The organism is Acinetobacter sp. 8I-beige, from assembly GCF_902505955.1.
In the GTDB taxonomy this organism is placed as follows: domain Bacteria; phylum Pseudomonadota; class Gammaproteobacteria; order Pseudomonadales; family Moraxellaceae; genus Acinetobacter; species Acinetobacter johnsonii.
This window is the reverse complement of record NZ_LR732792.1, coordinates 692169-718309: the sequence shown is the minus strand read 5'-3', so window position 1 is coordinate 718309 and position 26141 is coordinate 692169. Positions and strand designations below refer to the sequence as shown.

22 protein-coding genes and 1 pseudogene are annotated in these 26141 nt (G+C 41.1%); 5 read left to right on the top strand and 18 right to left on the bottom strand.

The window, feature by feature from the left end; genetic code table 11:
- Positions 1-4 precede the first annotated feature (4 nt).
- From GVX98_RS13775 to ppsA, 8 genes and pseudogenes are all read right to left on the bottom strand, one after another.
- A pseudogene (locus tag GVX98_RS13775) lies at positions 5-2114 on the bottom strand (hypothetical protein).
- Between the two features lie 111 nt (positions 2115-2225).
- Positions 2226-3104 (bottom strand): heme o synthase, encoded by an 879-nt coding sequence (cyoE, locus tag GVX98_RS13770; RefSeq protein WP_004982036.1) that lies wholly within the window; start codon positions 3102-3104, stop codon positions 2226-2228.
- A 10-nt stretch (positions 3105-3114) separates the two neighbouring features.
- A complete protein-coding gene (locus GVX98_RS13765) occupies positions 3115-3444 on the bottom strand; it encodes a cytochrome o ubiquinol oxidase subunit IV (protein ID WP_026056475.1) in 330 nt (109 codons plus the stop codon).
- On the bottom strand, positions 3441-4061 hold the full coding sequence (gene cyoC, locus GVX98_RS13760) for a cytochrome o ubiquinol oxidase subunit III (protein ID WP_004696446.1): 621 nt from the start codon (positions 4059-4061) through the stop codon (positions 3441-3443). The genes GVX98_RS13765 and cyoC overlap by 4 nt, the downstream gene beginning before the upstream one ends.
- A gap of 4 nt (positions 4062-4065) precedes the next feature.
- A complete protein-coding gene (gene cyoB / locus GVX98_RS13755; RefSeq protein WP_159128406.1) occupies positions 4066-6054 on the bottom strand; it encodes a cytochrome o ubiquinol oxidase subunit I in 1989 nt (662 codons plus the stop codon).
- 3 nt (positions 6055-6057) lie between these two features.
- Entirely contained in the window at positions 6058-7131 is a 1074-nt protein-coding gene (gene cyoA, locus GVX98_RS13750) for a ubiquinol oxidase subunit II (protein ID WP_004696450.1), read from the bottom strand.
- A 301-nt stretch (positions 7132-7432) separates the two neighbouring features.
- On the bottom strand, positions 7433-8200 hold the full coding sequence (locus tag GVX98_RS13745) for an RDD family protein (RefSeq protein ID WP_159128405.1): 768 nt from the start codon (positions 8198-8200) through the stop codon (positions 7433-7435).
- 341 nt (positions 8201-8541) lie between these two features.
- Positions 8542-10920: a phosphoenolpyruvate synthase gene (ppsA, locus tag GVX98_RS13740; protein WP_004982030.1), complete on the bottom strand. Its 2379-nt coding sequence runs from the start codon at positions 10918-10920 to the stop codon at positions 8542-8544.
- A gap of 156 nt (positions 10921-11076) precedes the next feature.
- Here ppsA and GVX98_RS13735 point away from each other — a divergent pair, with 156 nt between their 5' ends.
- Both GVX98_RS13735 and GVX98_RS13730 read left to right on the top strand, forming a co-directional pair.
- The gene (locus GVX98_RS13735) at positions 11077-11913 is read left to right on the top strand and encodes a pyruvate, water dikinase regulatory protein (protein ID WP_005400687.1); all 837 of its coding nucleotides are present in this window, start codon (positions 11077-11079) and stop codon (positions 11911-11913) included.
- A 132-nt stretch (positions 11914-12045) separates the two neighbouring features.
- Complete coding sequence (locus GVX98_RS13730; protein WP_171503351.1) at positions 12046-12720, top strand: hypothetical protein; 675 nt, start codon at positions 12046-12048, stop codon at positions 12718-12720.
- A 35-nt stretch (positions 12721-12755) separates the two neighbouring features.
- Here GVX98_RS13730 and GVX98_RS13725 read toward each other — a convergent pair whose 3' ends face one another.
- The 4 genes from GVX98_RS13725 to GVX98_RS13710 form a co-directional block, all read right to left on the bottom strand.
- Positions 12756-13319 carry a flavoprotein gene (locus GVX98_RS13725; protein WP_159128403.1) on the bottom strand — a complete coding sequence of 188 codons (564 nt, stop codon included), beginning with the start codon at positions 13317-13319 and terminating at the stop codon, positions 12756-12758.
- Positions 13320-13562: 243 nt separating this feature from the next.
- Complete coding sequence (locus GVX98_RS13720; RefSeq protein WP_159128402.1) at positions 13563-14564, bottom strand: LLM class flavin-dependent oxidoreductase; 1002 nt, start codon at positions 14562-14564, stop codon at positions 13563-13565.
- A 288-nt stretch (positions 14565-14852) separates the two neighbouring features.
- The gene (locus GVX98_RS13715; RefSeq protein ID WP_159128401.1) at positions 14853-15380 is read right to left on the bottom strand and encodes a hypothetical protein; all 528 of its coding nucleotides are present in this window, start codon (positions 15378-15380) and stop codon (positions 14853-14855) included.
- 224 nt (positions 15381-15604) lie between these two features.
- Positions 15605-16030 (bottom strand): hypothetical protein, encoded by a 426-nt coding sequence (locus GVX98_RS13710; protein WP_004696467.1) that lies wholly within the window; start codon positions 16028-16030, stop codon positions 15605-15607.
- Positions 16031-16491: 461 nt separating this feature from the next.
- Between GVX98_RS13710 and prfA the strand changes: the two genes are divergently transcribed.
- Together prfA and prmC are read left to right on the top strand one after the other, a co-directional pair.
- Positions 16492-17580, top strand: a complete 1089-nt coding sequence (prfA, locus tag GVX98_RS13705; RefSeq protein ID WP_004982013.1) for a peptide chain release factor 1 — start codon at positions 16492-16494, stop codon at positions 17578-17580.
- Positions 17580-18398 carry a peptide chain release factor N(5)-glutamine methyltransferase gene (prmC, locus tag GVX98_RS13700; protein WP_159128400.1) on the top strand — a complete coding sequence of 273 codons (819 nt, stop codon included), beginning with the start codon at positions 17580-17582 and terminating at the stop codon, positions 18396-18398. The genes prfA and prmC overlap by 1 nt, the downstream gene beginning before the upstream one ends.
- 56 nt (positions 18399-18454) lie before the next feature.
- Here the strand turns inward: prmC and GVX98_RS13695 are convergent, their stop codons facing one another.
- The 6 genes from GVX98_RS13695 to GVX98_RS13670 form a co-directional block, all read right to left on the bottom strand.
- Entirely contained in the window at positions 18455-19276 is an 822-nt protein-coding gene (locus GVX98_RS13695; RefSeq protein ID WP_159128399.1) for an ABC transporter permease, read from the bottom strand.
- Complete coding sequence (locus tag GVX98_RS13690; protein ID WP_140402872.1) at positions 19276-20235, bottom strand: aliphatic sulfonate ABC transporter substrate-binding protein; 960 nt, start codon at positions 20233-20235, stop codon at positions 19276-19278. The genes GVX98_RS13695 and GVX98_RS13690 overlap by 1 nt, the downstream gene beginning before the upstream one ends.
- 289 nt (positions 20236-20524) lie before the next feature.
- The gene (locus GVX98_RS13685) at positions 20525-20878 is read right to left on the bottom strand and encodes a hypothetical protein (protein WP_029575052.1); all 354 of its coding nucleotides are present in this window, start codon (positions 20876-20878) and stop codon (positions 20525-20527) included.
- Between the two features lie 477 nt (positions 20879-21355).
- On the bottom strand, positions 21356-22315 hold the full coding sequence (locus tag GVX98_RS13680; protein ID WP_159128398.1) for a hypothetical protein: 960 nt from the start codon (positions 22313-22315) through the stop codon (positions 21356-21358).
- 9 nt (positions 22316-22324) lie between these two features.
- A complete protein-coding gene (locus tag GVX98_RS13675) occupies positions 22325-23647 on the bottom strand; it encodes a sphingomyelin phosphodiesterase (protein WP_171503374.1) in 1323 nt (440 codons plus the stop codon).
- 327 nt (positions 23648-23974) lie between these two features.
- Entirely contained in the window at positions 23975-25000 is a 1026-nt protein-coding gene (locus GVX98_RS13670) for an AraC family transcriptional regulator (RefSeq protein ID WP_159128396.1), read from the bottom strand.
- A 143-nt stretch (positions 25001-25143) separates the two neighbouring features.
- Between GVX98_RS13670 and GVX98_RS13665 the strand changes: the two genes are divergently transcribed.
- Complete coding sequence (locus tag GVX98_RS13665; protein WP_151836002.1) at positions 25144-25914, top strand: 3-hydroxyacyl-CoA dehydrogenase; 771 nt, start codon at positions 25144-25146, stop codon at positions 25912-25914.
- Positions 25915-26141 lie beyond the last annotated feature (227 nt).

Sequence of the window (26141 nt, the reverse complement as noted above, 5' to 3'; positions counted from 1 at the left end):
CGTTTTACCAATAATACTTTAAAGATTGTGCCCAAGCGGTAGTTGGATAGTCACGTTTAATGTGGTCGAACCATTGTTTACGGGTAGATTTTTCAACTTCTGCATCCTGACAGTCATTCACCCCGCTTGGTGAATAACACATGATTGAGCGATAAAGAGCATAAGCTTTTAAATCGGCTACAGAACTGGATTTGATGATGTCTTTATACACTTGGCCACGGGTAAAAATTGCACCTTGGAAGCGAGCAGTTTCTTTTTCTAAAGCGGTGACATAGCTTATGTTGTAGCCTTGAGGCGAGCGCACATATTCGCCCAAACAAAGTCGGAGTTTTAAATCTTGAGGTGAATTTTCAAGTTTTTGAGTCAGACTGAATAAGTCAGGGCATTGCATTTGTGGCGTGATTTTTGTTCCAGCCCAGATGAAATCACTGAAAGGCGGTTGGTTTTTATAATTTTTATATGTTTCTGAGTCATATTTATACTTCTCGGCATCTTGTGGTAGTAGTAAAAAGGCTTGATTAAACAGTTTAAAGTTCTGATGTACCAATGATTTTTGCAAAGTTTTAAATAAAGCTAAATTTTTTTGATCTGTATTCGATGCTTTGCTCTGGACAATTTGCATTAAGCTTTTTTCATTGGCTTCATTTTCAATAAAGCTTTTTTGCAATGAAGCTTGCTTGATTTTAGCATCTGAACCGATGAATACGTTTGCACTTTGCTGCTGAGCATAATATGGATACAACATTAGCTCAAATAAGCCACGCTGTTCAATGGATTTTGATTGACTAAGTTGACCTTCCCAATACTGCTGTGCATTTTGAGTTTGTCCGAGTTTTTCTAAAATACGACCTTTTAACAATATTTGACTGAGTTGAAGGTAACTATCGATTGAATTAGAGGAATGTTCTGGCAAATATTTTAAAGCTTCAGTTGGTTTGTTCTGCACAAAGAATAAGTGATTGGCTTGTAGGTATTGGAACAGTTCTGGCTGACTCTTAAATAGTGTTTTTTGGTTGTTGAGTTCAGACCAACTTAAGACTTTATCTTCTGCCGATGTTGCCTGACGCATTTGCATTAAATCTGAAATGATCAGAAAGAAGGGATCTTTTAGATTTTTTGCATTGAATGAGCGGCTTTGAAAAATATGGCGATCCATTTCAAAGACTAGATTATCGAGCTCTAAATTATAGTATTTGGAATCAGGATGATTGATTTGCCATGCGAGTTCGTTGGTCAGGAGTTCTGTATTTCCACTCAGCCAATAACAACGACGTAGTAAACCGCGTGCACTTGCTGCATATTTTCCCTCAGGAAAGCGTTTGAAGTAGGTAGTGATATGCTCATAGGTGTTTTTGAGTAAAGCCTGATCTACTTTATCGATTTTTAAGTCACCATATTCACCGACACCCGACTGATAGCTTTCATTGAGGCTGCTACGAATCAGCATATATTGCGATGTTTCTTTGATCCAAGGCTGATCAACCGTAGTTAATACTGAGTAAATTTTAGTAGCTATGGAAAAGTTACTATTATAAAAGGCAATGGTTGCATTTAAATAAGACGCATACTGACGTGCTTGTATAGACCAGTTCGAGTTGACTTGGATGAGGGCAAGATCACGGTCACAGGCCGAGATATTTTGTCTTTCTTGAATCAGTAAATCTTTTTCCGCTTTGCTGAGATTTTTGTCGGCTTTCACCTGCTGGGTATATTGATCCGCACCATTGTCTAGACTACTGCAATGTTCTTGGTAGGGTGTATTTACATTGCTTGGTTTTAATCGGGCATTCGGTCGTTTATTGGTTACGCTTTCAAACAATGTTTTAGCCGCAAATGGTACGTTGCTATATTCATTTTCCCAAAGTGGACTATTTGGCTGATTAAAAATTCAACTTGGCCAAACCCATGTCGCTCAGGAGTAGAAGCATATTAGTTTGGTTGTCATTGGCGGGCGTTAGCGCAGGCAAATTGTCACAGGCTGTATAAGCATTGGTTTGAATGTTGGTCGATGGGTAGCAAGAAACATCGAAACCAGAAAAACTGTGCGTGCTATAAGCAAGAGTGATAGGGAAGAGACTAATAAAAATAGATTTTTTAAAAAATTGTGATGGCATTTTCATTGCAGAGCATGAGTTATTGTTGTGTCTGCTATGGTAACAATTTAAAGACTAGACTTAAATATTGAATAAGTTGAAATAAAAAAGATAGAGAGAACTCTATCTTTTTTAAAACAGCGGCAAATGTGGCGCAGGTGAGACATAGCTAAAACTAAAACTAAAACTTAATGCAGTAATTAAAATCACTGAATATAAGAAATAGCGTTTTGCCCAAACCTGATCATTTTCAGCTTTAAAACCAATGATTGATAAATATACCCAATAAGCACAGAGTGCATTAAAGGTGATAAGAAAAAACATATTGGTATAGCCAAAACAATACAAACCATTTAACACCGCAGCAAACAGCAAGACATAAATCAAGCTTTCAACTTTCGTGCGGAAAATTGAACGTGCTACAGGTAAAATTGGAATGCCTGCATTTTTATAGTCGTCAAAGCGGTATACCGCAATTCCCCATGAATGAGGCATTTGCCAAAGTGCATATGCTAAGAAAAGCAACAATGCGGCAACATCAAATTCATTGGTCACAGCTGTATAGCCGATCACTGGTGGACTAGCACCAGAAATACTTCCAATCACGGTTTGGTGAATGGATGTGCGTTTGCTCCATAGACTATAAAAAATCACATAAACCACAAAACCAAGTACAGCAAAGCCAAAGGCATAAGCATTAACAAAGAACCAGAGCAGGGCGAAACCTAATATTCCAAGCGCAGCAGAAAATGCCAAAGCTACGGAAGGACTGATGGTTTTTTTAACTAATGCACGGTTCATCGTCCGTTCCATCTTTTGATCAATATCTTGATCAATGACGTTATTGACGACACAGCCAGAAGCAACAACCAGTGTTGTACCGAGTAGGGTGATGAGAAGGAGGAGGAAATCTACAGACCCCTGAGCGGCTAAAAAGAAGCCGCCCAGAGTGGTAACGAAGTTACCAAAGAGAATTCCTGGTTTAGTCAGGAATAAATACTTTTTCAACATGACGATCAGTTTAGATCATCATGTTGTAGTGTAAGTAGTTCATAATCCATACAGAGCCGACTAGAAGTACAGCAATACAAAGTACTGTATAGATAAATGCAATCACGTTCCAACGTTGCTCTGAAGATGAGTTCATGTGCAAGAAGTAAACTAATTGAACTAGAACCTGAGCAACCGCTGTAATTGCGATAACCGCCATAACAATACCGCGACCAAAACCACCCGCCATTACCATACCGAATGGAATTACGGTCAGGATAACTGAAAGGATAAAGCCGATCGTGTATTGCTTGGTGTTACCGTGTGAAGCACCAGCTGAGTTATGATCGTGACTCATTATAGAACTCCCATCAAGTAAACTACGCTGAATACACAGATCCAAACGATGTCAAGGAAGTGCCAGAACAAGCTTAGGCAAGCAAGACGACGAGTGTTTGGAAGAGTCAAACCATTTTTCTTGATCTGAATCATCAAAATGATCATCCATACCAAACCTGAAGTTACGTGAATACCGTGCGTACCTACTAAAGTAAAGAACGACGATAAAAACGCACTTACGCTTGGACCGTGGCCAGCATGAACTAAGTGATTAAACTCATATAGTTCCATGCCGATGAATGAAGCACCGAATAACCAAGTGATCGCTAACCAAGTTAAAACTTGGTTGACGTTCTTTTTGTATGCAGCAAGAACCGCAAAACCAAAAGTTACAGAAGAGATCAAGAGAGCGAAAGTTTCAGTTAAAACGAAACCTAAAGACTCACCGAATAATTCTTTTGCACTTGGTGTACCCATAGGCACATGGCTACTTAAAACAGCGAATGCAATGAAGAGTGTACCGAATAGAATCAAGTCACTCATCAAATAAGTCCAAAAACCAAAGACGGTGATGTCAGTATCATCGTGGTGATGATGCTCATCGTGTCCGTGGTTTTCGTGATGAAGTACGTCAGCCATTGTCTTAGTCCTTCTTCAAATGTTTTTCAAGAATCGCGTAACGTTCATTTTCAATACGCTCAACTTCAGCAGCAGGAACATAGTAGTCCACTTTCTTCGTAAACGAAGATGCGATGAAGCTGATAATAGCAGCGATGAACATCACAACAACTAACCACCAGATATGCCAGATTAAACCAAAGCCCATAACAGTAATGAACATGGCAATCACAACACCAGCAGCACGATTCGTTGGCATATGAATGTCTTCGTATGAAGTCGGTTTCGCATATGCTACGCCATTCTCTTTGTCATTCCAGAACGTATCAATACCATTGATTGTTGGAAGGTGAGCAAAGTTGTAGAACGGAGCAGGAGACGAAGTCGCCCATTCAAGTGTACGACCATCCCATGGATCGCCTGTAAGGTCGAGGTTGTCGTTGCGTTGTAAGTAACCAACAACAATCTGCATAACGAAACATGCAATACCAATCGCGACTAACACAGAACCGAAGAATGCAATAGCAATGTACGGATCCCATTCAGGGTTGTCATATGTATTCAAACGACGAGTCATACCCATGAAACCAAGGATATAAAGTGGCATGAATGCGAAGTAGAAACCGAAGAACCAGAACCAGAACGCAGCTTTACCCCATGCTTCATTGAGCTTCCAACCAAACATTTTCGGCCAGTAGAAAATGATGCCGGCAAACATACCAAACACCACACCACCGATAATTACGTTATGGAAGTGAGCAATCAAGAACAATGAGTTGTGTACAAGGAAGTCCGCAGGTGGAACAGCCATTAATACACCAGTTAAACCGCCAATACCGAATGTTACAAGGAAGCCAAGCGTCCATAACATAGGAGTAGTGAAGGTGATACGACCCTTATACATCGTGAATAACCAAGAGAAGATTTTCACACCAGTAGGAATCGCAATAACCATGGTCATGATACCGAAGAACGCGTTCACGTTCGCACCAGCACCCATGGTGAAGAAGTGGTGAAGCCATACTACGAACGCAAGTACTGTGATCGCAATTGTTGCATACACCATTGATTTGTAACCGAACAACGTTTTACGAGAGAACGTTGATACAACTTCAGAGTAAATACCAAATGCTGGTAATACTAAGATGTAAACTTCTGGGTGACCCCATGTCCAAATCAAGTTTACATACAACATTGGGCTACCACCCATGTCATTTGTAAAGAAGTGGAAACCGAAGTAACGGTCAAGCGTTAACATTGCAATTGTTGCTGTTAACACTGGGAATGACGCAATGATCAATACAGCTGTACACAAAGATGTCCAAGTAAAGATCGGCATGTCCATAAGTGACATACCAGGCGCGCGCATTTTAATGATGGTAACGAAGAAGTTAACACCTGTTAATAGCGTACCTAAACCTGAAATCTGAAGTGCCCAGATATAGTAGTCCACACCCACACCCGGAGAGTATTCGATACCTGAAAGAGGAGGATAAGCCATCCAACCTGTTGCAGCGAATTCACCAATTGCAAGAGATGCCATCATTAAGCCTGCAGCACCAGCAAATAACCAGAAGCTTAGAGAGTTTAATAATGGGAAGGCAACGTCACGTGCACCAATTTGAAGTGGTACAGAGATGTTCATTAAGCCAACAACTAGACCCATTGCTACGAAGAAGATCATGATTACACCGTGTGCGGTGAAGATCTGATCGTAGTGTTCTGGGTGTAAATAACCTTCACCGCCACCTTTTACAAGGAACAGTTGAAGACGCATCATAATCGCATCGGCGAAACCACGCAAAAGCATGATGATCGATACGAAAAGATACATGATACCAATTTTTTTATGGTCGACTGATGTGAACCATTCGTTCCACAAGTAGCCCCATTTTTTAAAGTAGGTAATACCAGCAACAACTGCGATACCACCTAAGATCATCATTGCAACTGTGACCAGTACAATTGGATCGTGCGGAATAACGTCCGGACCTAACTTACCTAAGAAGCTCATGTCTTATTCCCCTACAACTGATGAAGCAGGTTCAACAGCGGCATGCGCTTCAGATGAAGCAGCCCCGTGAGCACCCGCAGTCGCTGAGTGATCAGCACCGTGATAGTTGCTCATATATTTGCTGATGACTGACTTAAACAAGCCTTCCTCTACAGAAGAGTAGTAAGTCACAGGGTGTGGCTTAGTTGGATAAGGCTTCATTGCCTCAGCAGCAGCCTTCTCTTCAGGAGTTTTTGCTTTTGAAATCAAAACTTCAATTTGGTGTTTACCACGGTTACCGTCACGTAAAGACTCAAATTCAGCTTGATCTAAAATTGTTTTTTGTACAGCTTTAGGATTAATGCTTGTACCGTTACCTGCTTTAACTGCAGCAACCCATTCAGCGAATTGAGCGTCAGTTACAGAGTGAGCACGGAAGCGCATTTGCGAGAAGCCGTAGCCTGAATAGTTCGAAGAGAAACCGCGGTAGCCTTCAGCTGGGCTAGTTCCATCTGCTAACAAATTCAAGTGCGTTTGCATGCCTGCCATTGCATAAATTTGACCACCTAACGCAGGGATGAAGAACGAGTTCATCGTGAAGTTAGAGGTAATTTTAAGTGCAACTGGAGTTTTTTCAGGGAAACGAATTTCGTTAACCGTCGCAATGTTAAGATCAGGGTAAATGAAGATCCATTTAAACTGTTCTGCAATGACTTGAATATTTACAGGTGCTTTATCAGATTCGAGTGGGCGGTAAGGGTCATACTTGTGTGAACCCCACCAAGTTAACCAAGCCAGAATACCAATAATAATGACAGGAATACCCCAAACTACAATTTCAATTGCAGTAGAGTGTGCCCATGTAGGTTTATAGTCTGCATCTTTATTCGACGCGCGATATTTCCAACCAAACCATAATGCCATTACGACTGATGGAATAACCACCAATAGCATTAAATAGATCGCAGTCATCATTAAGTCAGATTGACCTTGTGCAACTGGACCTTTTGAGTTTAGAAGTACCATATCACCACCACACCCAGTTAAGAGCGCGGCGATCGCAGATAAAGACAATACAGCTAAAATCGTTTGTCTCATTTTACAACCTCGGTGAAGAGTCCCATTCCCTAATAAAATTGGGATAGCGATTAAAGTGTCGCATGATTGAAAAGTTTCTTTTTAAGTCTAAAAACACTTCTCAATCATAAGACACCGCTACGTTGTAGGGCATTATGCCTCATATCGACAAACTAAGCTATACGTAAAGATGCTTTAAATGACTGTTATAAAAACCGATTTCTTCACTCGGAATTTTATAATTTATTTATGGATTTATTTTGAATATCAATAAACTGAGGAAAACTGAGGTGCGCCAAACCTCAGCTTAAATATGGTCAAATTACTGCTTAATGACCTTGGTTTTCGCCAGCTTATCGTGCAAAGTTTGACGCTTTGAAGTTAAACCAAAGACGTGATCGATGATGGTAATAAACGGCATGAATAGCATATTGAGCACAATAAAGACAACGCTGCGTAATGTGAATACACGCAAAAGGCTGACTTTTTCGTTGGTTTCAACGTCTACAATTTTAATCTTCGTAAGTTTTTTGCCAATACTTTGACCACTTTTCGCCAAGAAAAAGGCCTGAATACCGAGCATAATCAGCAGGTAAATTCCCATGGTGGTCCATGCTTCAGTAGGAATCAAACTGAACAGTTGTGCTTGTAGTTCACTGGCCTGAGTTGCTGTAGTAGCCGCTTGCATTTTTTGCTGAATTTCAGTGAGTTCACCAAATTTATCTGCTTGTAAAAAGAACGAGGGAATAGCAGCGGCGGGGAGCCAAAGAAGTAAATCAATGACTTTGGCTAAGACACGTGTGCCTATTGATGCCAGTTCAGGTTGAGCAACTTTCGCCGCTGTGCGGTTTGGCTGTGAAAATTGATTTGGCGTATGTATTGGCTCAGTAATAGGGGGCTGAGGTTGATAACCTACAGGTTCATACGCCAGTTTTCCTTGGGTGAGTTCACCTAAAGCTTTCCATTCAGGCATACCCTGATGCCAAACTAAATCCGTCAATAAAACTTGTTGGCTTGCGAGCATCTGATTCAATTGCTCTAAGGTATATGGACCGGCTTGTTGATTATTTCGTGCCAAGTAAATCTGCATATAAACTTAATCTCAAAATATAAGTTGGGATATTCAAATAATAAATGTATTTGTTTCAGATGAAAAACAAATAAAAAATCTATGGTAAAACATGCGGATAGTCTAGAGAATTTCAAGCTGGAATTAACCAAAACTACACAAAATGCAGGACAGTGTAGCAAGGATTATGCTGCTTCTTCTAGCTTTATCGTAATGCGATTTCTTCTCAATCAAGATGTTGATGCATGAATGCCAGACTTAGTCTAAGTTTTTGTATAAAAACGTTTGTTCAATGCGAATGCGTTGAAAGAGTGGATATAAAAAAAGACCCTTGAAAGGGTCTTTTTTATCGGATCAAAAAGTTAAGCTTTTTGAACTTTCTCTTCAGCAAGGAAGAACCAAGTGTCTAATACTGAGTCAGGGTTAAGTGATACAGATTCGATACCTTGTTCCATCAGCCATTGCGCAAGATCTGGGTGATCTGATGGGCCTTGACCACAGATGCCCACATATTTGCCTGCTTTACGGCATGCATGAATTGCCATAGAAAGCAGTGCTTTTACTGCTGGATCACGTTCATCAAATAGGTGAGATACAATACCAGAGTCACGGTCTAGACCAAGCGTTAACTGAGTTAAGTCGTTTGAACCGATAGAGAAGCCATCGAAGTGTTCAAGGAACTGTTCAGCCAATAATGCGTTTGTTGGTAACTCACACATCATGATCACTTTCAGACCATTTTCACCACGTTTCAAACCATTTAATGCCAATAATTCAATTACACGTTTTGCTTCATGTACAGTACGTACGAAAGGAATCATGATTTGAATATTGGTTAAGCCCATTTCGTCACGTGCTTTTTTCAACGCGCGGCATTCTAATTCGAAGCAGTCACGGAAGTTGTCAGACACATAACGGCTTGCACCACGGAAGCCCAACATTGGGTTTTCTTCTTCAGGTTCGTATAATTTACCACCGATCAAGTTTGCGTATTCATTTGACTTAAAGTCAGACATACGAACGATCACAGGTTTGTCTGCAAATGCTGCAGCAAGGGTAGAAATACCTTCAACCAGTTTTTCAACATAGAATTCGATTGGCGATGCATAACCCGCAGTACGCGCCATGACCGCAGCACGTGTTTCACGTGGCAAGCTATCAATGTTCAACAATGCTTTAGGATGGACACCGATCATACGGTTAATGATGAACTCAAGACGTGCAAGGCCAATCCCTTCATTTGGAATTTGTGCAAAGTCAAATGCGCGGTCAGGGTTACCGACGTTCATCATTACTTTGAACGGAAGCTCTGGCATAGATTCGATTGAATTGGTTTGAATCTCAAAATCTAAAGAACCTTCGTAGATGAAACCTGTATCACCTTCAGCACATGAAACAGTCACTTCCTGACCGTCTACTAGAACTTCAGTTGCATTACCACAACCGACGATTGCTGGAACACCCAGTTCACGTGCAATAATCGCTGCGTGACAAGTACGACCACCACGGTTAGTGACAATTGCAGCAGCACGTTTCATGACTGGTTCCCAGTCTGGGTCTGTCATGTCAGATACAAGCACGTCACCGTCTTGTACTTTGTCCATTTCTTTAATAGACGTAACAATACGGACTTTACCAGAACCAATACGTTGACCGATTGAACGACCTTCACAAATCACTGTGCCTTTTTGTTTTAAAAGGTAGCGTTCCATAGTGCCGACGTTTTCACGGCTCTTCACTGTTTCAGGGCGCGCTTGAACGATATAAATTTGACCGTCATCGCCATCTTTTGCCCACTCGATGTCCATTGGAGAACCATAATGGTTTTCAATGATCAGCGCTTGTTTTGCAAGTTCTTGTAGTTCGTGGTCGTTTAATGCGAATTGTTGACGCTCTTGTTTTTCAACATCAACCACAACAACTGATTTACCTGCAGAAGCTTCTTCGCCATAAATCATTTTTTGGTGTTTAGAACCCAGATTACGACGGAGGACAGCGTGCTTGCCTGCATTTAAAAGGGGTTTAGAGAGGTAAAATTCGTCAGGGTTTACAGCACCTTGAACGACCATTTCACCCAAACCATAAGATGCAGTGATGAAGACTACGTCACGGAAACCTGATTCAGTGTCGAGTGTAAACATTACACCCGCTGCACCAGTTTCAGAGCGGACCATACGCTGAATACCAGCAGATAAAGCCACAACATCATGCGCAAAGTTTTGGTGTACGCGGTAAGAGATTGCACGGTCATTATACAGTGATGCAAAGACTTCTTTGATCGCGATCAATACGTTGTCGATACCGCGAATGTTTAAGAAGGTTTCTTGTTGGCCTGCAAAAGAAGCATCTGGTAAATCTTCTGCTGTCGCAGAAGAACGAACGGCAACCGCGATGTCTGGGTTGCCGTTTGAAAGCTCTGCAAATGCTTTACGAACTTCTTGTTCGAGTTCTGCCGTAAGTGGAGTATCTACAATCCATTGGCGAATTTTCGCGCCTGTTTCAGCAAGAGCATTTACATCATCAACATTGAGGACTTTTAACTCTGCATTGATTTTAGCGTTTAGGCCACTTTGCTCGAGAAATTCACGATATGCTTGAGCTGTAGTAGCAAAGCCACCTGGTACAGATACACCTGCATTTGATAGGTGGCTGATCATTTCACCTAAAGATGAGTTTTTCCCACCTACAAGTTCAACGTCGTGTTTCCCTAATTTTTCTAGACCAATTACGCGCGCTTCCAAAGTTGTTACTCCACTTTTGCAGTATTTAATCACTATCTTGGCATCAGATTATAACAAATCTACTTAGCTTTTTGATTTTACTAAGCGACAGTCATGTAAGATCGGTTTACTATAAAGATTATATAGCACTAAGACAAATTTTTGAGGAGAATTTTAATGTCGGGAAGTAAACAATTTAAGCGGAGTGTTTTTTTTGTATCTGATGGTACTGCAATTACCGCTGAAACCCTTGGGCACTCGCTATTGGCGCAGTTTCCAAATGTTGACTTTGACATTCATATTATTCCTTATATTAGCTCTGAAGAAGCTGCTACAAATGTCGTTGCTGAGATCAATTTAAGGGCACAACAAGACGGACAAAAGCCACTGGTTTTTGACACTTTAGTCGACCCGTACGTGCGTGACATTATTAATACTGCAAATGCTATAAATCTTGATGTATTTGAAGGGCTTATTAGTAAATTGTCTGAAGAACTAGGAACGCCGCCTACAACTTTAGTCGGACAGACCCATGCGGTGACCGATTCGGAGTCTTATAAAGCACGTATTGATGCGGTGCATTTTGCTTTAGATAACGATGACGGTGCACGTACACGCCACTATGACAAGGCCGATCTGATTCTGATTGGGGTGTCACGTTCGGGTAAAACACCGACGTCAATTTATTTGTCATTACAGTTTGGTATTCGTGTTGCAAACTATCCTTTAACTGAAGAAGACTTGGATGACAACCGTTTACCTGCGGTACTTCGCGCGCATAAACAGAAGCTTTTTGGTTTGATGATTGATGCGGAGCGTCTTGTTGCTATTCGCTCTGAACGTAAAGCCAATAGCCGTTATGCAAGCTTCAGCCAGTGTCAAATGGAGCTTCGCGCAATTGAAGGGATTTATATCTCTGAAGGGATTAAATACTTAAATGTCTCGGAAATGTCGATTGAAGAAATTTCAACTCGTGTACTGCAAATGACGGGTCTAAAACGTCGCATTGGTTGATATTGTCATTACATTATAAGGCGTCATATTGATGATGCTTTATAATATTGATCAATACAAAAATACAGATTAGATCAAATGAAAATAATATCGAAATGTCTATTAGGTGTATTTTGTTTTACTTATTTTAATATGGCTTTATATGCGCAAAATATATCAATTCAACAGGCTGAGCAGGCGATTAATCAAAAATATGCAGCGCTAGATTTTTATGCAGTGAATCAACAGATCGAAAATGATGTGGTTGATTTAATCCGTGAAAATGCAGAAAGTTATGCTTATTCTTTCCCCAAATTGACTGAAAATCTTAGACTAAAGATTAATGCCTCACCGGACCAACTGCTTAAATTCTATACCTTTGATGTAGGCGGTGGCGGTACTATGGGTGAATTTTCATCCTATGTGCAGATGAAATCGAGCAAGTCCACTAAACTTCAGCCTTTAGAAACAGGCTATATTTTAAAGATTGATCAAGTGAAATGGGGTGCACAGCCGATTTATCTGATTCAAAGTTATTACAAAGGCGATAGTTGTCACGGTCTCTATCAAATTCAAGCCTTTAAAATGCACGCCCAAGCTTTGACAGCAACACCAGTTTTCCAGACCAAGAACAAGCAATTAAGTTCGATTGAAGTAGATTATGACTGTCACTATGACGAAGAGCGGCGCGGTTCATATATTCGTGTTTCAAAAGACTTAAACAAGATTGATATCACTTTATTAGATCATAACAGCCGCCCGACTGGAAAGTACTTACGTTATCAGCGTTCAAATACAGGTTATCAATATACAGGTGTGATGAAATAAACAACGGGTAAGTGGGTAAAACTTACCCTATACGGTTAATGGCTATAGGTGGTAATGATCACATCGACTGGATATTCAGCCCCATCTAAACTTTGAATATCATGTTCACGAATTTTGACTATTGGCCAAGTGATTAGCTTACAGTTGTCACGCTGTAGGGCATGATAATAATGATCGGACTTAAAAAATTTAAGTTTATCGGCAGCGGAGTTAGGTTTTAGTTGGTGTCTAAGCCATGGGTCTTGAACTTGGGTTTCTAAAAAGCGTAAAGCCAGTAGGCATTTGATGCGTGTATTAAATAGGCGTCGGTTCTTAATAACCAGTGGATGTTGGATTAAGCGCTGAATTCCGCGCTCTGTTTTTGGTAAGATAAATTGTGGCGCATTTTGAAAAACATAGACCGATTGAGCGACCTGACAAATCGATTCGAGGGCAGTTACTGTATGCTGGTTAGTGCCAATAATTGCGACACGTTGCTCAGCAAAAGTATGTTGTTTAATTTCTGATGAGGGAATCAGTTGCCCTTTAAAATGCTGAAAATATTCGGGATGGTTTTGAAATAAACCAGATACGTTGTCTGTTGAATGCAAATTGACCATGCTCGATCCTTATATTGTTTTTTATCGTCTTTCCTTAATTTATTATTTTTAGTGCTTTTGCTCTAAAAAGGCAAAGTGATAAATTGTCTGAGCAGTCACGCTAACTTTAGTCTAGACATAGCAGCAGTTTTTGCACGGTTTTTAGGATTTTTTAGGTATCGGCTGAGATTTTAGTTATTCATTTATACACGTCGCCTTATGGGTATGTATTAATACGCATAAGGCGAACAGATTTATATGGACTTAGCTGTTTTTGATCTGCATGAGACGTTCAAAGTTTTCTAAACGTTTGTCCGTGTCATAGATGTCACAGGTGAAAATAAATTCATCGACATCATATTCTAAAAGAAGTTGTTTCAAACCTTCTTTCACTGTGCCATTGGAACCGATTTGCGCCATGGCATAAAAACTGTCTACCGACATTTTTTCCGCAGGTGACCATAGACCGTCCATGCTGGCAATCGGTGCTTTTAACTTTAAACTTTGACCGCGCATGAGACCTAAAACCCGTTGGTAGGCACTGGTCGCTAGATATTCAGCTTCAGCATCAGTTTCAGCAACGACTGTCGGGACACCCATAGACACATAAGGTTTCGATAAGTATTCAGAGGGTTCAAAGTTTTCACGATAGAGCTGAATCGCTTGTTTCAGCATACGCGGTGCAAAGTGTGATGCAAAAGAGTAGGGAAGTCCGAGTTTTGCAGCCAGTTGTGCACTAAATAAACTTGAACCGAGTAGCCATACAGGCACATGTGTCCCTTGCCCCGGAGTTGCAATGATGCGCTGATTCGGCTCAGCATCTTTAAAGTAATGCAAAATTTCTAAGACATCTTGTGGGAACTGATCTTCAGTTTCTTGACGGCCACGGCGAAGTGCGCGCATGGTCACTTGGTCTGTACCCGGTGCTCGACCTAAACCTAATTCGATCCGGTTTGGATAGAGTGTCGCAAGCGTACCGAATTGCTCTGCCACGATCAGCGGGGCATGGTTTGGGAGCATGATACCGCCAGAACCCACTTTTAAGGTTGAGGTATTTGCGAGTAAATAGCCGAGTAGCACCGCAGTTGCAGAGCTGGCAATACCATCCATATTATGATGTTCTGCAAGCCAAAGTCGGCTATAGCCTAAACGCTCAGCTTGTTGGGCCAATTTTAAGCTATGCTGTAGAGTGATTTGTACAGTTTGATCTTCGCGGACAGGAGCTAATTCTAAAATAGAAAATTGAGTCTCGGACAACGTGCGCATTCTACTTCTCAGTTTTGCTTTATATATCGAAATAATACGATATAACTGTTATTTTGTATATCGATTTTATTCGATATTCTGGTTGTTTTATATAAGGTTTTGATTTAAAAATGAAACTAAATATCTATTCAACATCGTTGAACCGCACTAGCCACACATGCGTTTAAAGCAAAAAGAAGTAAGCAACTGCATCGCAGGAACGATACAGTGTCTTTCTTAAGTGTAGTTGTCAGATAAACAAAGAGCACCCGAAGGTGCTCTTTTATTTGAGAATGTTTTATGCGGTGCTTAACGTTTCCCGTTTTTGTACCAGCCCAAGTGACGGCCATTGTCACCACGATAGTCACGACCATTATATTTATAATTGCTGTTACGGTAGCCGCGGTTGTCATAACGACGATCGTAACGCTCATCGTAACGGCGGTCATATTCATCATCGTAACGACGGTCTTCAGAGACTTTTTTACCCAGAACTGCACCACCCGCTGAACCTAGACCTGCGCCAATATACCCACCATTGGTACCGCCCATGTTTTTACCTACGGTATAACCACCAGCACCACCGAGTGCTCCACCAATGATTGCACCATTACGGTCACGTTTGTTGGCTGAAGCAGCTGCACCTGCACCACCACCAATGGCAGAACCAATCATCGCGCCTGTTTGTCCACCCATTTGGTTACCAATCGCGGCACCGACAACACCACCTAATGCAGATGTTAGTGCAGTATTGGTTGTATTACCTGCATATGTTGTGGTCATCGTTAATGCTGAAGCTGCAATTACGGTACTCATTAAAATTGATTTAATTTTCATTTTTAAACTCCTAAGAGCATGTCTATTTTGTCTTGATTTCACTTTAGCGAAACAAGTGGGAAGAATAATGAAGAAAAACTTTATCGAAACTGTTGCTTTGGTAAGTGCTGTGTAACGACTCTTCGTATTTTCTACCAGTTTAGCTGATGTGTTGTTGCGTCTAAATCTGTGCCATAAAAAAGCACCCGAAGGTGCTTTCAATGACATCTTTACGATGCAGCTAATTAATGGTGTTTATGTTTTTTCTTCCATTTTTTACCATGGTAAGAGTCATATTGTTTGTCTTTTGAGATCTTGTTGCCGAGTGCTGCACCGCCGGCTGCACCTAATGCAGAACCAACGTAGCCACCATTGGTGCCGCCCATGCTTTTACCTACGGTATAGCCCGCACCACCACCGATGGCACCGCCAATAGCAGATTCAGTACGGTGACGTTTGTCACTTGCAACTGCTGCACCACCCGCGCCACCGAGTGCTGCGCCAATAGTTGCACCAGTTGTGCCGCCCATGTTTTTACCAATTGCTGTCCCTGCAACACTACCTAAAGCACTGGCTGCTGCAACTCGAGTTGTGCTGTCTGCATATGCAGTTGCAGTAAACATAGATGCCGTTGCTAATGTTGCTGACATTAAGAGTGTATTAAGTTTCATGTGTTTCTCCATGTCCAACATTGGTTGAACTGTCTTACTTTTTTCGATGTGGCTAATGTAACAAAAAGATTCCAGTTAATTGTGGAGAGTTAAAACTAAATTGAAACCCTTTGGTTTCTTGTTTGTATCAGTTTTATTACAAATGTGAATAAGCAGAATGAAATTTATCCAAAATCATGCAAATGTGGATAAACCTAGGAGTGATGCATTTCACACTCTAAATTTTGAGCTGAAATGACCTATTTAAAAGATGTATATGAAATAAGCAGTTTTGCACTTTTTAAGCGTTAGTAAGTGCATAAACACGCTTTAAAAGTATATCAATCCACTGAGGCGTATAAAGTAAACGTCGCTCAGGATTGAATAAAGATGTTCTTTGCGTGATAGAGCCGTTAAACTAAGCGCAAATTTTTTGGTGCTGTGAAACTGTATTGCAGCCTTTATATTGAGATATTTTCCTAATGAAAGAATCGTTACGTTTACGATTAGATCAACTTTCTGACCGTCACGAAGAATTAACAGCATTACTTGCAGATGTAGAAGTCATTTCGGATAACAAACGCTTTCGTCAGTTGTCACGTGAACATAGTGATTTAAGCGAAATCACAGAAGTGTGGACCAAGTACAAACAAGCTGAAGCTGATATTGAAACGGCCGAAGCGATGCTGTCAGATCCTGATTTTAAGGAAATGGCTGTTGAAGAAATTAAAGAAAATAAAGCCATTATTGCGTCTTTAGAAGCTGATTTAAATATCTTAATGATTCCGAAAGATCCAAATGATGCGAACTCTGCATATTTGGAAATTCGAGCGGGAACAGGCGGTGATGAAGCTGCTATTTTCTCGGGTGACTTATACCGCATGTACACCAAGTATGCTGAATCACAAGGCTGGCGTATTGAAGTGTTGTCTGAAAATGAAGGCGAACACGGTGGTTATAAAGAAATCATTTGCTTGGTGAATGGTGAAGGTGTTTACGGCCGTTTGAAGTTTGAAAGTGGCGCGCACCGTGTACAACGTGTACCTGCAACAGAGTCTCAAGGTCGTGTGCATACTTCGGCGTGTACCGTTGCGATTTTGCCTGAAATTGATGTCGATACAACGGTCGAGATTAATGCATCAGACTTACGTATTGATACCTACCGTGCCTCAGGTGCGGGTGGTCAGCACATCAACAAAACCGATTCGGCTGTGCGTATTACCCACATTCCAACAGGAACGGTGGTGGAATGTCAGGAAGAACGTTCGCAGCATAAAAACAAAGCCAAAGCGATGGCTTTACTTGCTTCACGCTTGGAAAATGCAAAACGTGCAGCAGCTGATGCAGCAACTTCTGAAATGCGCCGTGACTTGGTCGGCTCGGGTGATCGTTCAGAACGTATCCGTACCTATAACTATCCGCAAGGTCGTATGACTGATCACCGTATTAACTTAACTTTATACAAGTTAGACGCGGTTATGGAAGGTGATTTAACTGAACTATTAGATAGCTTACATCGTGAATATCAAGCAGATCAGCTTGCGATGCTTGCACAGCAGAATGGTGGATAATGAATATTGCCCAAGCTTTGGCTTTACGTGGTGAAGCCGAGAGTTACGAACGTCAAGAGAACGCATGGTTGCTGGAACACATCACCAAAATTGATTCTTTTGATTTGGTTATGAAAAAAGATCAAGTGCTGACCGATGAGCAAGAGCAAGCCTATGTTGCTGCCTTGGCACGAATCGAAGCAGGTGAACCTTTGGCCTATGTGACAGGTTCACAGCCGTTTTGGACGCTAGATTTGATTGTCACTCCTGACACCTTAGTGCCACGTCCAGATACCGAGGTACTGGTAGAAACTGTATTACGTTTAGACTTACCTGAAGATGCCCGCATTGTCGATTTAGGTACGGGGACGGGTGCGGTTGCGCTTTCATTGGCCAGTGAACGAGACACGTGGGACATCACGGCTACCGATATTTATGAGCCAACTTTAGCCGTTGCACAGCAAAATGCAGAAAAGCATGACTTAAATGATGTGACTTTTGTGTGTGGCAGTTGGTTTGCACCGCTAAATCGAAAGTTTTTTGATGTGATTGTTTCGAATCCACCGTACATCGATGCCGATGATGCTCACATACAAGACTTAGCAACTGAGCCTGAACGTGCTTTAGTTGCTGCGGATCATGGTTTGGCTGATTTAAAAGTCATTATCCAGCAAGGTAAAAAGCATTTAACTCTTGATGGTTGGGTGGTACTTGAGCATGGTTATGATCAAGGTGACGCTGTACAGAAAATCTTTAAAGAAGCGGGTTATAAACAAGTCCGTACGGTGAAAGATTATGGTGGAAATGACCGCGTCACTTTAGGGCAGTGGACACAATAATTTCATTGTTCCCTCCAAAATAAAAGCGCATTCGATGCGCTTTTATTTTTTCTACCTTATGTTCCAAATACGTCACGCCAACGCAGTAGCCAAGTCTCGATGGCTTTCATGATGCTATCACTGAATTTTCCGAGCACGGCTAAAAGAATAATCGCTAAGATCACAATATCAGGACGTGAAGTTTCTCGACCATCACTCAGTAAGTAGCCAATGCCTTGTGTTGCTGCAATGAGTTCTGCGGCAATCATAAACATCCATGCCAAACTTAAACTGTTGCGCAGTCCCGTTAAGATCCCCGGCGATGCCGCAGGCAAAATAATCTGTTGCACTTGTTGCCAGTACTTCAGTCGATAGACTTGTGCGACTTCGATGAGCTTGCGATCAACCCCTTTAATCGCTGCGACAGTGTTGGTATAGGTCGGAAAAAATGCGCCAATCGCAATCAAGGTAATCTTCGATGCTTCATCAATTCCCAACCACAGTAAAAGTAGAGGAATCCACGCCAAGCTCGGTATGGATTTAATCGCTGAAAAACTGGGTTCTAAAAACGCTTCAACCTGTTTATTGAGTCCCACCAAAATCGCAAACATTAAAGCCAGGGCACTCCCAATAAAAAATCCTAAAAATACTCGCCATGTACTGGTCCATACATGCATCCATAAATCTGCCTGCCATAAATCTAGAAAGGTTTGCCACAGACTACTGGGAGCAGGCAATAAATAAGGTTCAATAAAACCTGCACGAACCAGATATTCACAAGCAATCAGTAAGAGCATTGGAAGGGTGATCGCTTTGAGAACACCCTTCAATTTCAACTGAAATGAGGAACTCTTTTTCACTACAATAGGGGTGAAAGAGCTCGCGACTGACTTGGTCATTATTTGCTTACAACCTTTTGTGCATATTGTGGTTTAAACAACTGAGTCACGACTTGATTAACATTGGTGCCTTTACGGACTAAGTCTTCTTCATTCAAAATTCCGCCAGACTTTTGTAATGCAGCAATCTGTTTGGCTGACGGAATGTTTTGATCAAAGTTGGTACGGCTTAATTGTAATTTTGCGACATTCAACGGCAGTTTGGACTCGCGTGCCAGTAACTCCGCCAATTTCTCTGGGTTAGCTTTGGCCCATTTACGTGCTTGCTCATAAGCTTTAATCACTGCTTCAATAGCTTCGGGACTTTGCTGAGTAAAAGACTCTTTGACACTGAGTACGCTATAACTGTTAAACCCAATATTTCGATACAGCAGTTTTGCGCCAGATTGCACTTGTGCCGATGCCATCAATGGATCTAAGCCTGCCCAAGCATCGACTTGACCACGTTCTAAAGCTGTTTTGCCATCTGGATGTTGTAAATGAACCAGTTGGACATCACGTTTATTTAGACCCACTGTATCCAACGCTTGTAAGGTAAATAGAAATGGATCTGTGCCTTTTGTTGCGGCAATTTTCTTTCCTTTTAAATCTTTTAGGCTTTTAATTTGGGAGTTCTTAGCAACCACTAAAGCGGTCCATTCAGGTTGGCTCTGGATATAAACGGTATTGATTGGACTGCCGTTGGCACGACTGAGTACGGCTGCAAGCCCTGCGGTTGAAGCAAAATCGACACTGCCACTATTTAAATATTCCAGTGAACGATTACTGCCTTGGCTAAATACCCATTTAATTTCAGTTTTAGGTAAGGCTTTTTCTAACAGCTTTTGTTCTTTCACCACAAGGCTGGTTGGTGCGTAGTAGGCATAATCGAGTTTGAGCGTGTTTGGAATAGCGGCATGGGCATAAGAACCGATCAGACCTAAAATCAGTGAAGTGCTCAGTAGTTTAAAGTTTTTCATGTTGCATTATTTAAATAAGTTCATTTGTGAGTTCTTTTAACCTGATGTATGCGAAAAATAAAAAAAGAATAATGGATAACAAAATATTAAATTGAAATAAGTAGATGATCTTAATTTAAGTGATTGAATTTTAATAAATATATCGAGGGGTGTAGAGATTGTACGATATAGAATAACTTTAAAAAAGCATAGAATAATTTCTTCTTATATGAAGATTGCATAACTAAATCATTCATTTTGAATGTAAAAAAGCGACTGTAATAGTCGCTTTTTTAAGGGGGTTGCAAGCTTACATAGGATAGTCTTGTAAGCTGTCAAACACTTCAACTTGCTCTAAAGCATCAGTTTCAAGTGCAAGACAAAGTGTCACAATTTTCTTTAGATCAGCTAGATATTGTTCATCTTTAAACGACGCACCTAACTGCAGGGCTTGAATACGGTCAGCGCTAATATCCAACGCTTGAGCGGCTTCAATTGCATTAACTTCATTAAAAAATGCAGTAACAGCATGATTTAATTCAAGGTCTGATGCATTGAGAATACCTTGATCCAATTGCTCTTCAAATTGTGGGGTAGGAGACTGCAAAGCTTGAGTAAAGTTTTGCACCAGACGTTGATCGAGAACATCAATCATTTTAAGCATGTCATAACCTTTAAAAGAAATAAGGTGATTAAACAGGGGAGTACAGCCGGAAAATAAGCATTAAAGAATGCTTTAAAATTGGTTGAAAAATAATCCATTTTGGAGCTTTTTGCAAATAGATTCCGATAAATGAAAGATGGATTTGTTAAGTAAATGAAAAGATTAAATTTATTAAATTGAGTGACTGTTTGAATTTTATACTATTGTTCCAATGGACTCGGCTTGATCAAAAAGAAGTATTCAATGCGGACTATCGAGGGGCTTCAATTGAAAAGTTATTGGAATTATTTTTAAGGTATTGAAAAATAATATCTTATTAATATTTTTTCTGCAATAGTCTTTATTTTACGCATCACTGATGCGAACTCAAAACATTGTGGAATTGCAATTTATAAGGACATGCTAAAGCAACATGGGGTATATCACCTTGCTTTAGCTGTCTTTGTTTGATGTGGAGAATGATGAACGTTTAAGCCACTAGTTAAAGTGCTTTTGCCTCAGTTGTTCTAGACGGAATTGATATTGCTGCTGCCATGCACTTTCAGCTAAGTTTTGTTTTTGCTGGTTCATTTCTTGGTTGAGAGCAGCAAGTTCAGATTGATAACTGGCGATCTGTTGTTGTTGCCGAGCGACTTGTTGTTCGCGTTCAGCCAACTGCGCCGCTTCTTTGCCTGAAAAGTAGCTGTTACGAATTTGTTGGGTAATTTCTTGCTGTTGTATTGGATCGGTGACGCCAATTAAAGCCAATTTAAGGGCTTTATCGTAACTACCACTTTGACCATCAATATTTTTGCTCGGGTTTTTATATTGTTGCTGTAGTTGCGCAAGTTCACTCAACCGTTGTTGTAGCGTCATTTGCGGTGCGCGGCTCAAGAGCTCACCATAAGCAAACTGATAGCTGGCAAATTCTTTTTCTTCAGCAAAGCCGAGTTGTGTTTCTTGCTTACCTAAAGTCTGTTCACGTAAGTTCCAAATCTCCTGATAACGCTGTTGCGGTGTCATTTGTGTGGACATGGTCTTAGCTTGCATTTCTTTTTCATACAGTGGTAGGCGTTCTATCAATTGTTTTAAAGTCTGAGCAAACTGCTGATCTGGATATTCGTCCAATACCTGTTTTAATAATGCTTGACAGTTGGTATCGGGACAGTTTTGCTGTAACTGGTTTAATAATTGTGTGATATTGCCCGGATTTTTTTGAAAGAGTTGAATGATTTGTTGGATGGATTCTTGTTGCTGTTGTTGCTGCATTTTTGACTCGTCATTGTTTGCAGCGGCAAGCTTCTCTTGCAAACTGCTGGGTTGAGCAGTCTTTGTAAGGGACGGTGAGGATGCCTGAGTTTGACCCGATGTGGCATATGATGAGCCAAGGCCCAACCATATCACCACACCGATCACCAATACACTCAGCACCAAAGCGATAAGCCCAAAGCGCTTCATTATTCTTCCTTATGGGTTGTATTGGAATTGACCCATTACTGGGAAGTGGTCAGATAAGTCCCAAGTCATAAATACGGGGTCGGCAGTCGAGCGAAGAATGCGGACATCATTACGTGCTTGCATAGGCTGACGGTGGTTATTGGATGACACCACGTAGTCTAAATACTCTACGGTAGAGCCGCCTGTGAGTCCTGCACCCGCGAGTTTATTCACTCGTGGATCGAAGGTGGATTCGGTATATCCTGTGCTGACTGGCACCGTACCATTCAAGTTGATTTGCATTTGCGCATAATCTTGAGGCCACAGGAGTTTGTTGACATTAAAGTCACCGCCCATGAGTACCGCATCAAATGATGGGATATTTTGCTTATCGACCAAAGCGCGGATTTGCTTAAATTGTTGCTGGCGCATATCACGTGCCGCGTCGGTATCAAACGATGCGGTATGCGTGGAGGTCACATGATAGGCTTTGCCATTCTTGAGAATTTCAGCATAAATCACACCTTTATCGGCAAAACAGTCAATGCCTGTACAGCTCGGATAAATAAAATGATCCGTTTTTACAATTGGATAGCGACTTGCAACCAATATGCCACTGTCATAGATATTGAAACCTGAACCGATTGGAATATAAGTTTGGTACGGATATTCCTGCGCTAATTTGGCCAACATGGCGGTACGACCAGAAGCAAAGGTTTCTTGGAATAAGATTGCGTCGTAGCCTTTTAGGTTTTGCGGCAGTTGCTCTAAACGCGAATCAATTTTACTTGCCACCAAAGGAAGAGCATAAATATTGTAGGTTAAAACTTTAAACTCATCGGCACTGCTGACAACGGGTTCTGGCACGGTATTTTGATGGATAGTGTAGTGGAAGTCGTCATAACCACCAGTGTACTCAGCTTTAAAAGCAGTCTGCGCTGCTTTTCCTGCATAATTGGTGTTGAAACGCTGAATGTTACGATCGTTAAACCATGGTGCAGAGAAATCACTGCCAGATGCAGAGTGTTTAATATCACTGCCAGACCAAGTGCCAGTCATAGATTGCTTCAGCGTGATGCTTGAACCACCGCCTGTAATCACGGTATCAAAATTATAAGTTTGACCTGACTTTACCCCAGTATAACGGTTAAAACGCAGTACACGTTTGGTTTCATAAGGTGCAATTTGGGTGGCTTCTTGAGCCCATTGACTCCCTTGAGTTAAGGTGCGTGTACCATGATGATTAACATTGACGGATACCGTTTCAGGGGTGGTATTGGTCACATAAATGTATGAGTCTGCTATCGCTTGCTGCGTACACAGCAGTAATGATAACCATCCGATATTTTTCATTAAATTTTTATTTAATTGGGTGCTCATGTGTTCCCTCCATGATGTTTTTATTCAATATTGTGTAAAACAATATGACGAGATCACTATGGCAGGTAATTTTTTTAAGTCAGTGACAAAGTGCGACAGCCCCCTGATTTTCCGATGAATGAGCATCAAAAATTCAATTTAATTTATAAGCTCTGTTGACATTTCATTTGGCCAATCAAAACCAAACCCAGAACAATAGAATGTTGAGGTTTACTTTAACGAGAGAATAGTATGGGTTGGTTATTTGTTATGTGGAAAGAGCAAGGGCGTCGCGTAGTTGCTTATACCAATCGATCTAAGTTAAGCGTCTTTATTTTGACGATAAGCGCCGGGGCTGACGCCTGTCCATTTTTTAAAAGCACGATGGAAAGCACTCGGATCATGAAAATTGAGTTCAGTGCTAATGTCTTGTAATGATACTTGGCTGTTGCTGAGCAGCTCAATCGCCATATCACGGCGTATATCATTTTTGAGCTGTTGATAACTGAAACCTTCACTTTTCAGTCGACGCTGAATGGTCGCCTCAGACATATTGAAATGATGGGCAATTTCAGACAGTTCAAGCCACTGTATCGGGGGTTCTTGCATTAAATAGCGACGAATTTGGGCACTGGTTGAATGTGGGTTTTTATAACGGGTCAGTAAAATATGAGGGGTTTGCTGAATAAATTGATACCACGATTTACTGTCCTGTTTTATGGGCATTTTTAAATAATTTGCATCGAACTGAATATAATTTTCAGCCATTTGATACTGGATATTTTCACAAAAACGAACTTTGTAATCGATGTCATCTGTAGGTGTATCACATTTGAGTTGAATTTGATTCAAAATCACTCGTTGCCCAACCAGCCAACACATTAGGGCATGAATTAGCATGATGTAAGTTGCGTAACTAAACATGCGCTTGGGCTGTAGTCGTTCATAAATCACAATATAGGCATAATGTTCTTGCACCATGAGCTGACTGCTAAAGTCGTCTAACACCAAATTCATAAACTGCAAAATATGTTGAATGGCTTGGTCTAGCTGGGTGGTGTGTAACAGTGATTTAGATAAAAACTGAAAGCTGCCACGGCGCATAGCATGGCGATCCATCCCAAAAAATTCATCATTCATCACATTGGCCAGTTCAGTCCAGAGATGTGCATATTGATTGACTGAGACTCGTGCTTTTGTCGCACTTAACAATTCGCTATTGATGCCTGCATTTTTCAAAATATCAGCAACTGCATATCCCTGCTTTTCAGCTACAAACAATGCTTCGTGTACCAAAGCAATTGAAATGGAATCTTTCTGGGCGTTTGCATGTTCCGATGCAGTCATAGTGGCGTCCATATTTTTATTGTGCATTTTGAGCATTGTCCAAAACCATCATGGAAGATGCAATATTTGGAAATTGTACTTAAAGGGTTCTGTATTTACATTTCTTCTTAAGTCGTAGCATTCAATCATACAAGGAAAAATAAATGAAGATTCAAGGGAAGGTTTTTGTCGTCACGGGTGGAGCATCCGGTTTAGGCGCAGCAACAGCTCGTCATTTGATTGAGCAAGGTGCGAAAGTCATTTTGGTGGATATGAACCAAGCTTTAGGTGAAGAGCTACAGCGTGAGTTGGGTGAAAATGCTCAGTTTAAAAGCCTCGATGTTACTGATGAGCACGCTGTGCAAAGTTTCTTCCAAGAAGTCGAGGCGGAATATGCACAGTTGAATGGTTTGGTGAACTGTGCGGGTGTAGCGCCTTCAGCCAAAGTGTTGGGCCGTGATGGTATTCATGAGCTGGCGTTATTCCAAAAAGTATTAAACATCAATGTTTCAGGTACTTTTAATATGCTGCGTTTTGCTGCGCAGTTAATCGCGAAATATGAACTTCAAGCTGGTGAAGAAGAGCGTGGTGTGATTGTGAATACAGCTTCGGTTGCAGCCTATGACGGACAAATTGGCCAGACCGCTTATGCAGCCTCTAAGGGCGCTGTTGTCTCGATGACTTTACCGCTGGCACGTGAACTAGCACGTGAGAAAATTCGAGTGATGACCATTGCTCCAGGCATTATGGAAACGCCAATGTTGAAGGCGATGCCGCAAAATGTACAAGATGCGTTGGGTGAAATGGTGCCATTTCCGAAGCGTTTGGCAAAGCCACAAGAGTTTGCTCAGCTTGTGGGGCACATTTTTGAAAATAGTTATTTGAATGGTGAAGTGATTCGTTTAGATGGCGCGATTCGTATGCAGCCTAAATAAGTTAGATTTTTATAGAAAATGATGATCTGTACAGCTGCAAATTTCTAATCGAATTAAAATAGCGTTGTGTCCGTATTCATTTTCTTTTGAAGGATCAAAAGAAACAAAAATCCTTTTCGAAACTGAAGATACATCCTTGTATCTCAGTTTCGGAGGCGACATCCATGTCGCCGTCACATCTATCCAAATGCTGTAAATAGTAGAAATTTTGAACTGAATATAATTGA

Excerpts from the sequence above, each read along its gene's own strand:
- cyoE (WP_004982036.1), bottom strand. The coding sequence starts at position 3,104 with ATGTTGAAAAAGTATTTATTCCTGACTAAACCAGGAATTCTCTTTGGT.
- cyoC (WP_004696446.1), bottom strand. The coding sequence starts at position 4,061 with ATGGCTGACGTACTTCATCACGAAAACCACGGACACGATGAGCATCAT.
- cyoB (WP_159128406.1), bottom strand. The coding sequence starts at position 6,054 with ATGAGCTTCTTAGGTAAGTTAGGTCCGGACGTTATTCCGCACGATCCA.
- cyoA (WP_004696450.1), bottom strand. The coding sequence starts at position 7,131 with ATGAGACAAACGATTTTAGCTGTATTGTCTTTATCTGCGATCGCCGCG.
- GVX98_RS13745 (WP_159128405.1), bottom strand. The coding sequence starts at position 8,200 with ATGCAGATTTACTTGGCACGAAATAATCAACAAGCCGGTCCATATACC.
- GVX98_RS13735 (WP_005400687.1), top strand. The coding sequence starts at position 11,077 with ATGTCGGGAAGTAAACAATTTAAGCGGAGTGTTTTTTTTGTATCTGAT.
- GVX98_RS13730 (WP_171503351.1), top strand. The coding sequence starts at position 12,046 with ATGGCTTTATATGCGCAAAATATATCAATTCAACAGGCTGAGCAGGCG.
- GVX98_RS13725 (WP_159128403.1), bottom strand. The coding sequence starts at position 13,319 with ATGGTCAATTTGCATTCAACAGACAACGTATCTGGTTTATTTCAAAAC.
- GVX98_RS13720 (WP_159128402.1), bottom strand. The coding sequence starts at position 14,564 with ATGCGCACGTTGTCCGAGACTCAATTTTCTATTTTAGAATTAGCTCCT.
- GVX98_RS13715 (WP_159128401.1), bottom strand. The coding sequence starts at position 15,380 with ATGAAAATTAAATCAATTTTAATGAGTACCGTAATTGCAGCTTCAGCA.
- GVX98_RS13710 (WP_004696467.1), bottom strand. The coding sequence starts at position 16,030 with ATGAAACTTAATACACTCTTAATGTCAGCAACATTAGCAACGGCATCT.
- prfA (WP_004982013.1), top strand. The coding sequence starts at position 16,492 with ATGAAAGAATCGTTACGTTTACGATTAGATCAACTTTCTGACCGTCAC.
- prmC (WP_159128400.1), top strand. The coding sequence starts at position 17,580 with ATGAATATTGCCCAAGCTTTGGCTTTACGTGGTGAAGCCGAGAGTTAC.
- GVX98_RS13695 (WP_159128399.1), bottom strand. The coding sequence starts at position 19,276 with ATGACCAAGTCAGTCGCGAGCTCTTTCACCCCTATTGTAGTGAAAAAG.
- GVX98_RS13690 (WP_140402872.1), bottom strand. The coding sequence starts at position 20,235 with ATGAAAAACTTTAAACTACTGAGCACTTCACTGATTTTAGGTCTGATC.
- GVX98_RS13685 (WP_029575052.1), bottom strand. The coding sequence starts at position 20,878 with ATGCTTAAAATGATTGATGTTCTCGATCAACGTCTGGTGCAAAACTTT.
- GVX98_RS13680 (WP_159128398.1), bottom strand. The coding sequence starts at position 22,315 with ATGAAGCGCTTTGGGCTTATCGCTTTGGTGCTGAGTGTATTGGTGATC.
- GVX98_RS13675 (WP_171503374.1), bottom strand. The coding sequence starts at position 23,647 with ATGAAAAATATCGGATGGTTATCATTACTGCTGTGTACGCAGCAAGCG.
- GVX98_RS13670 (WP_159128396.1), bottom strand. The coding sequence starts at position 25,000 with ATGACTGCATCGGAACATGCAAACGCCCAGAAAGATTCCATTTCAATT.
- GVX98_RS13665 (WP_151836002.1), top strand. The coding sequence starts at position 25,144 with ATGAAGATTCAAGGGAAGGTTTTTGTCGTCACGGGTGGAGCATCCGGT.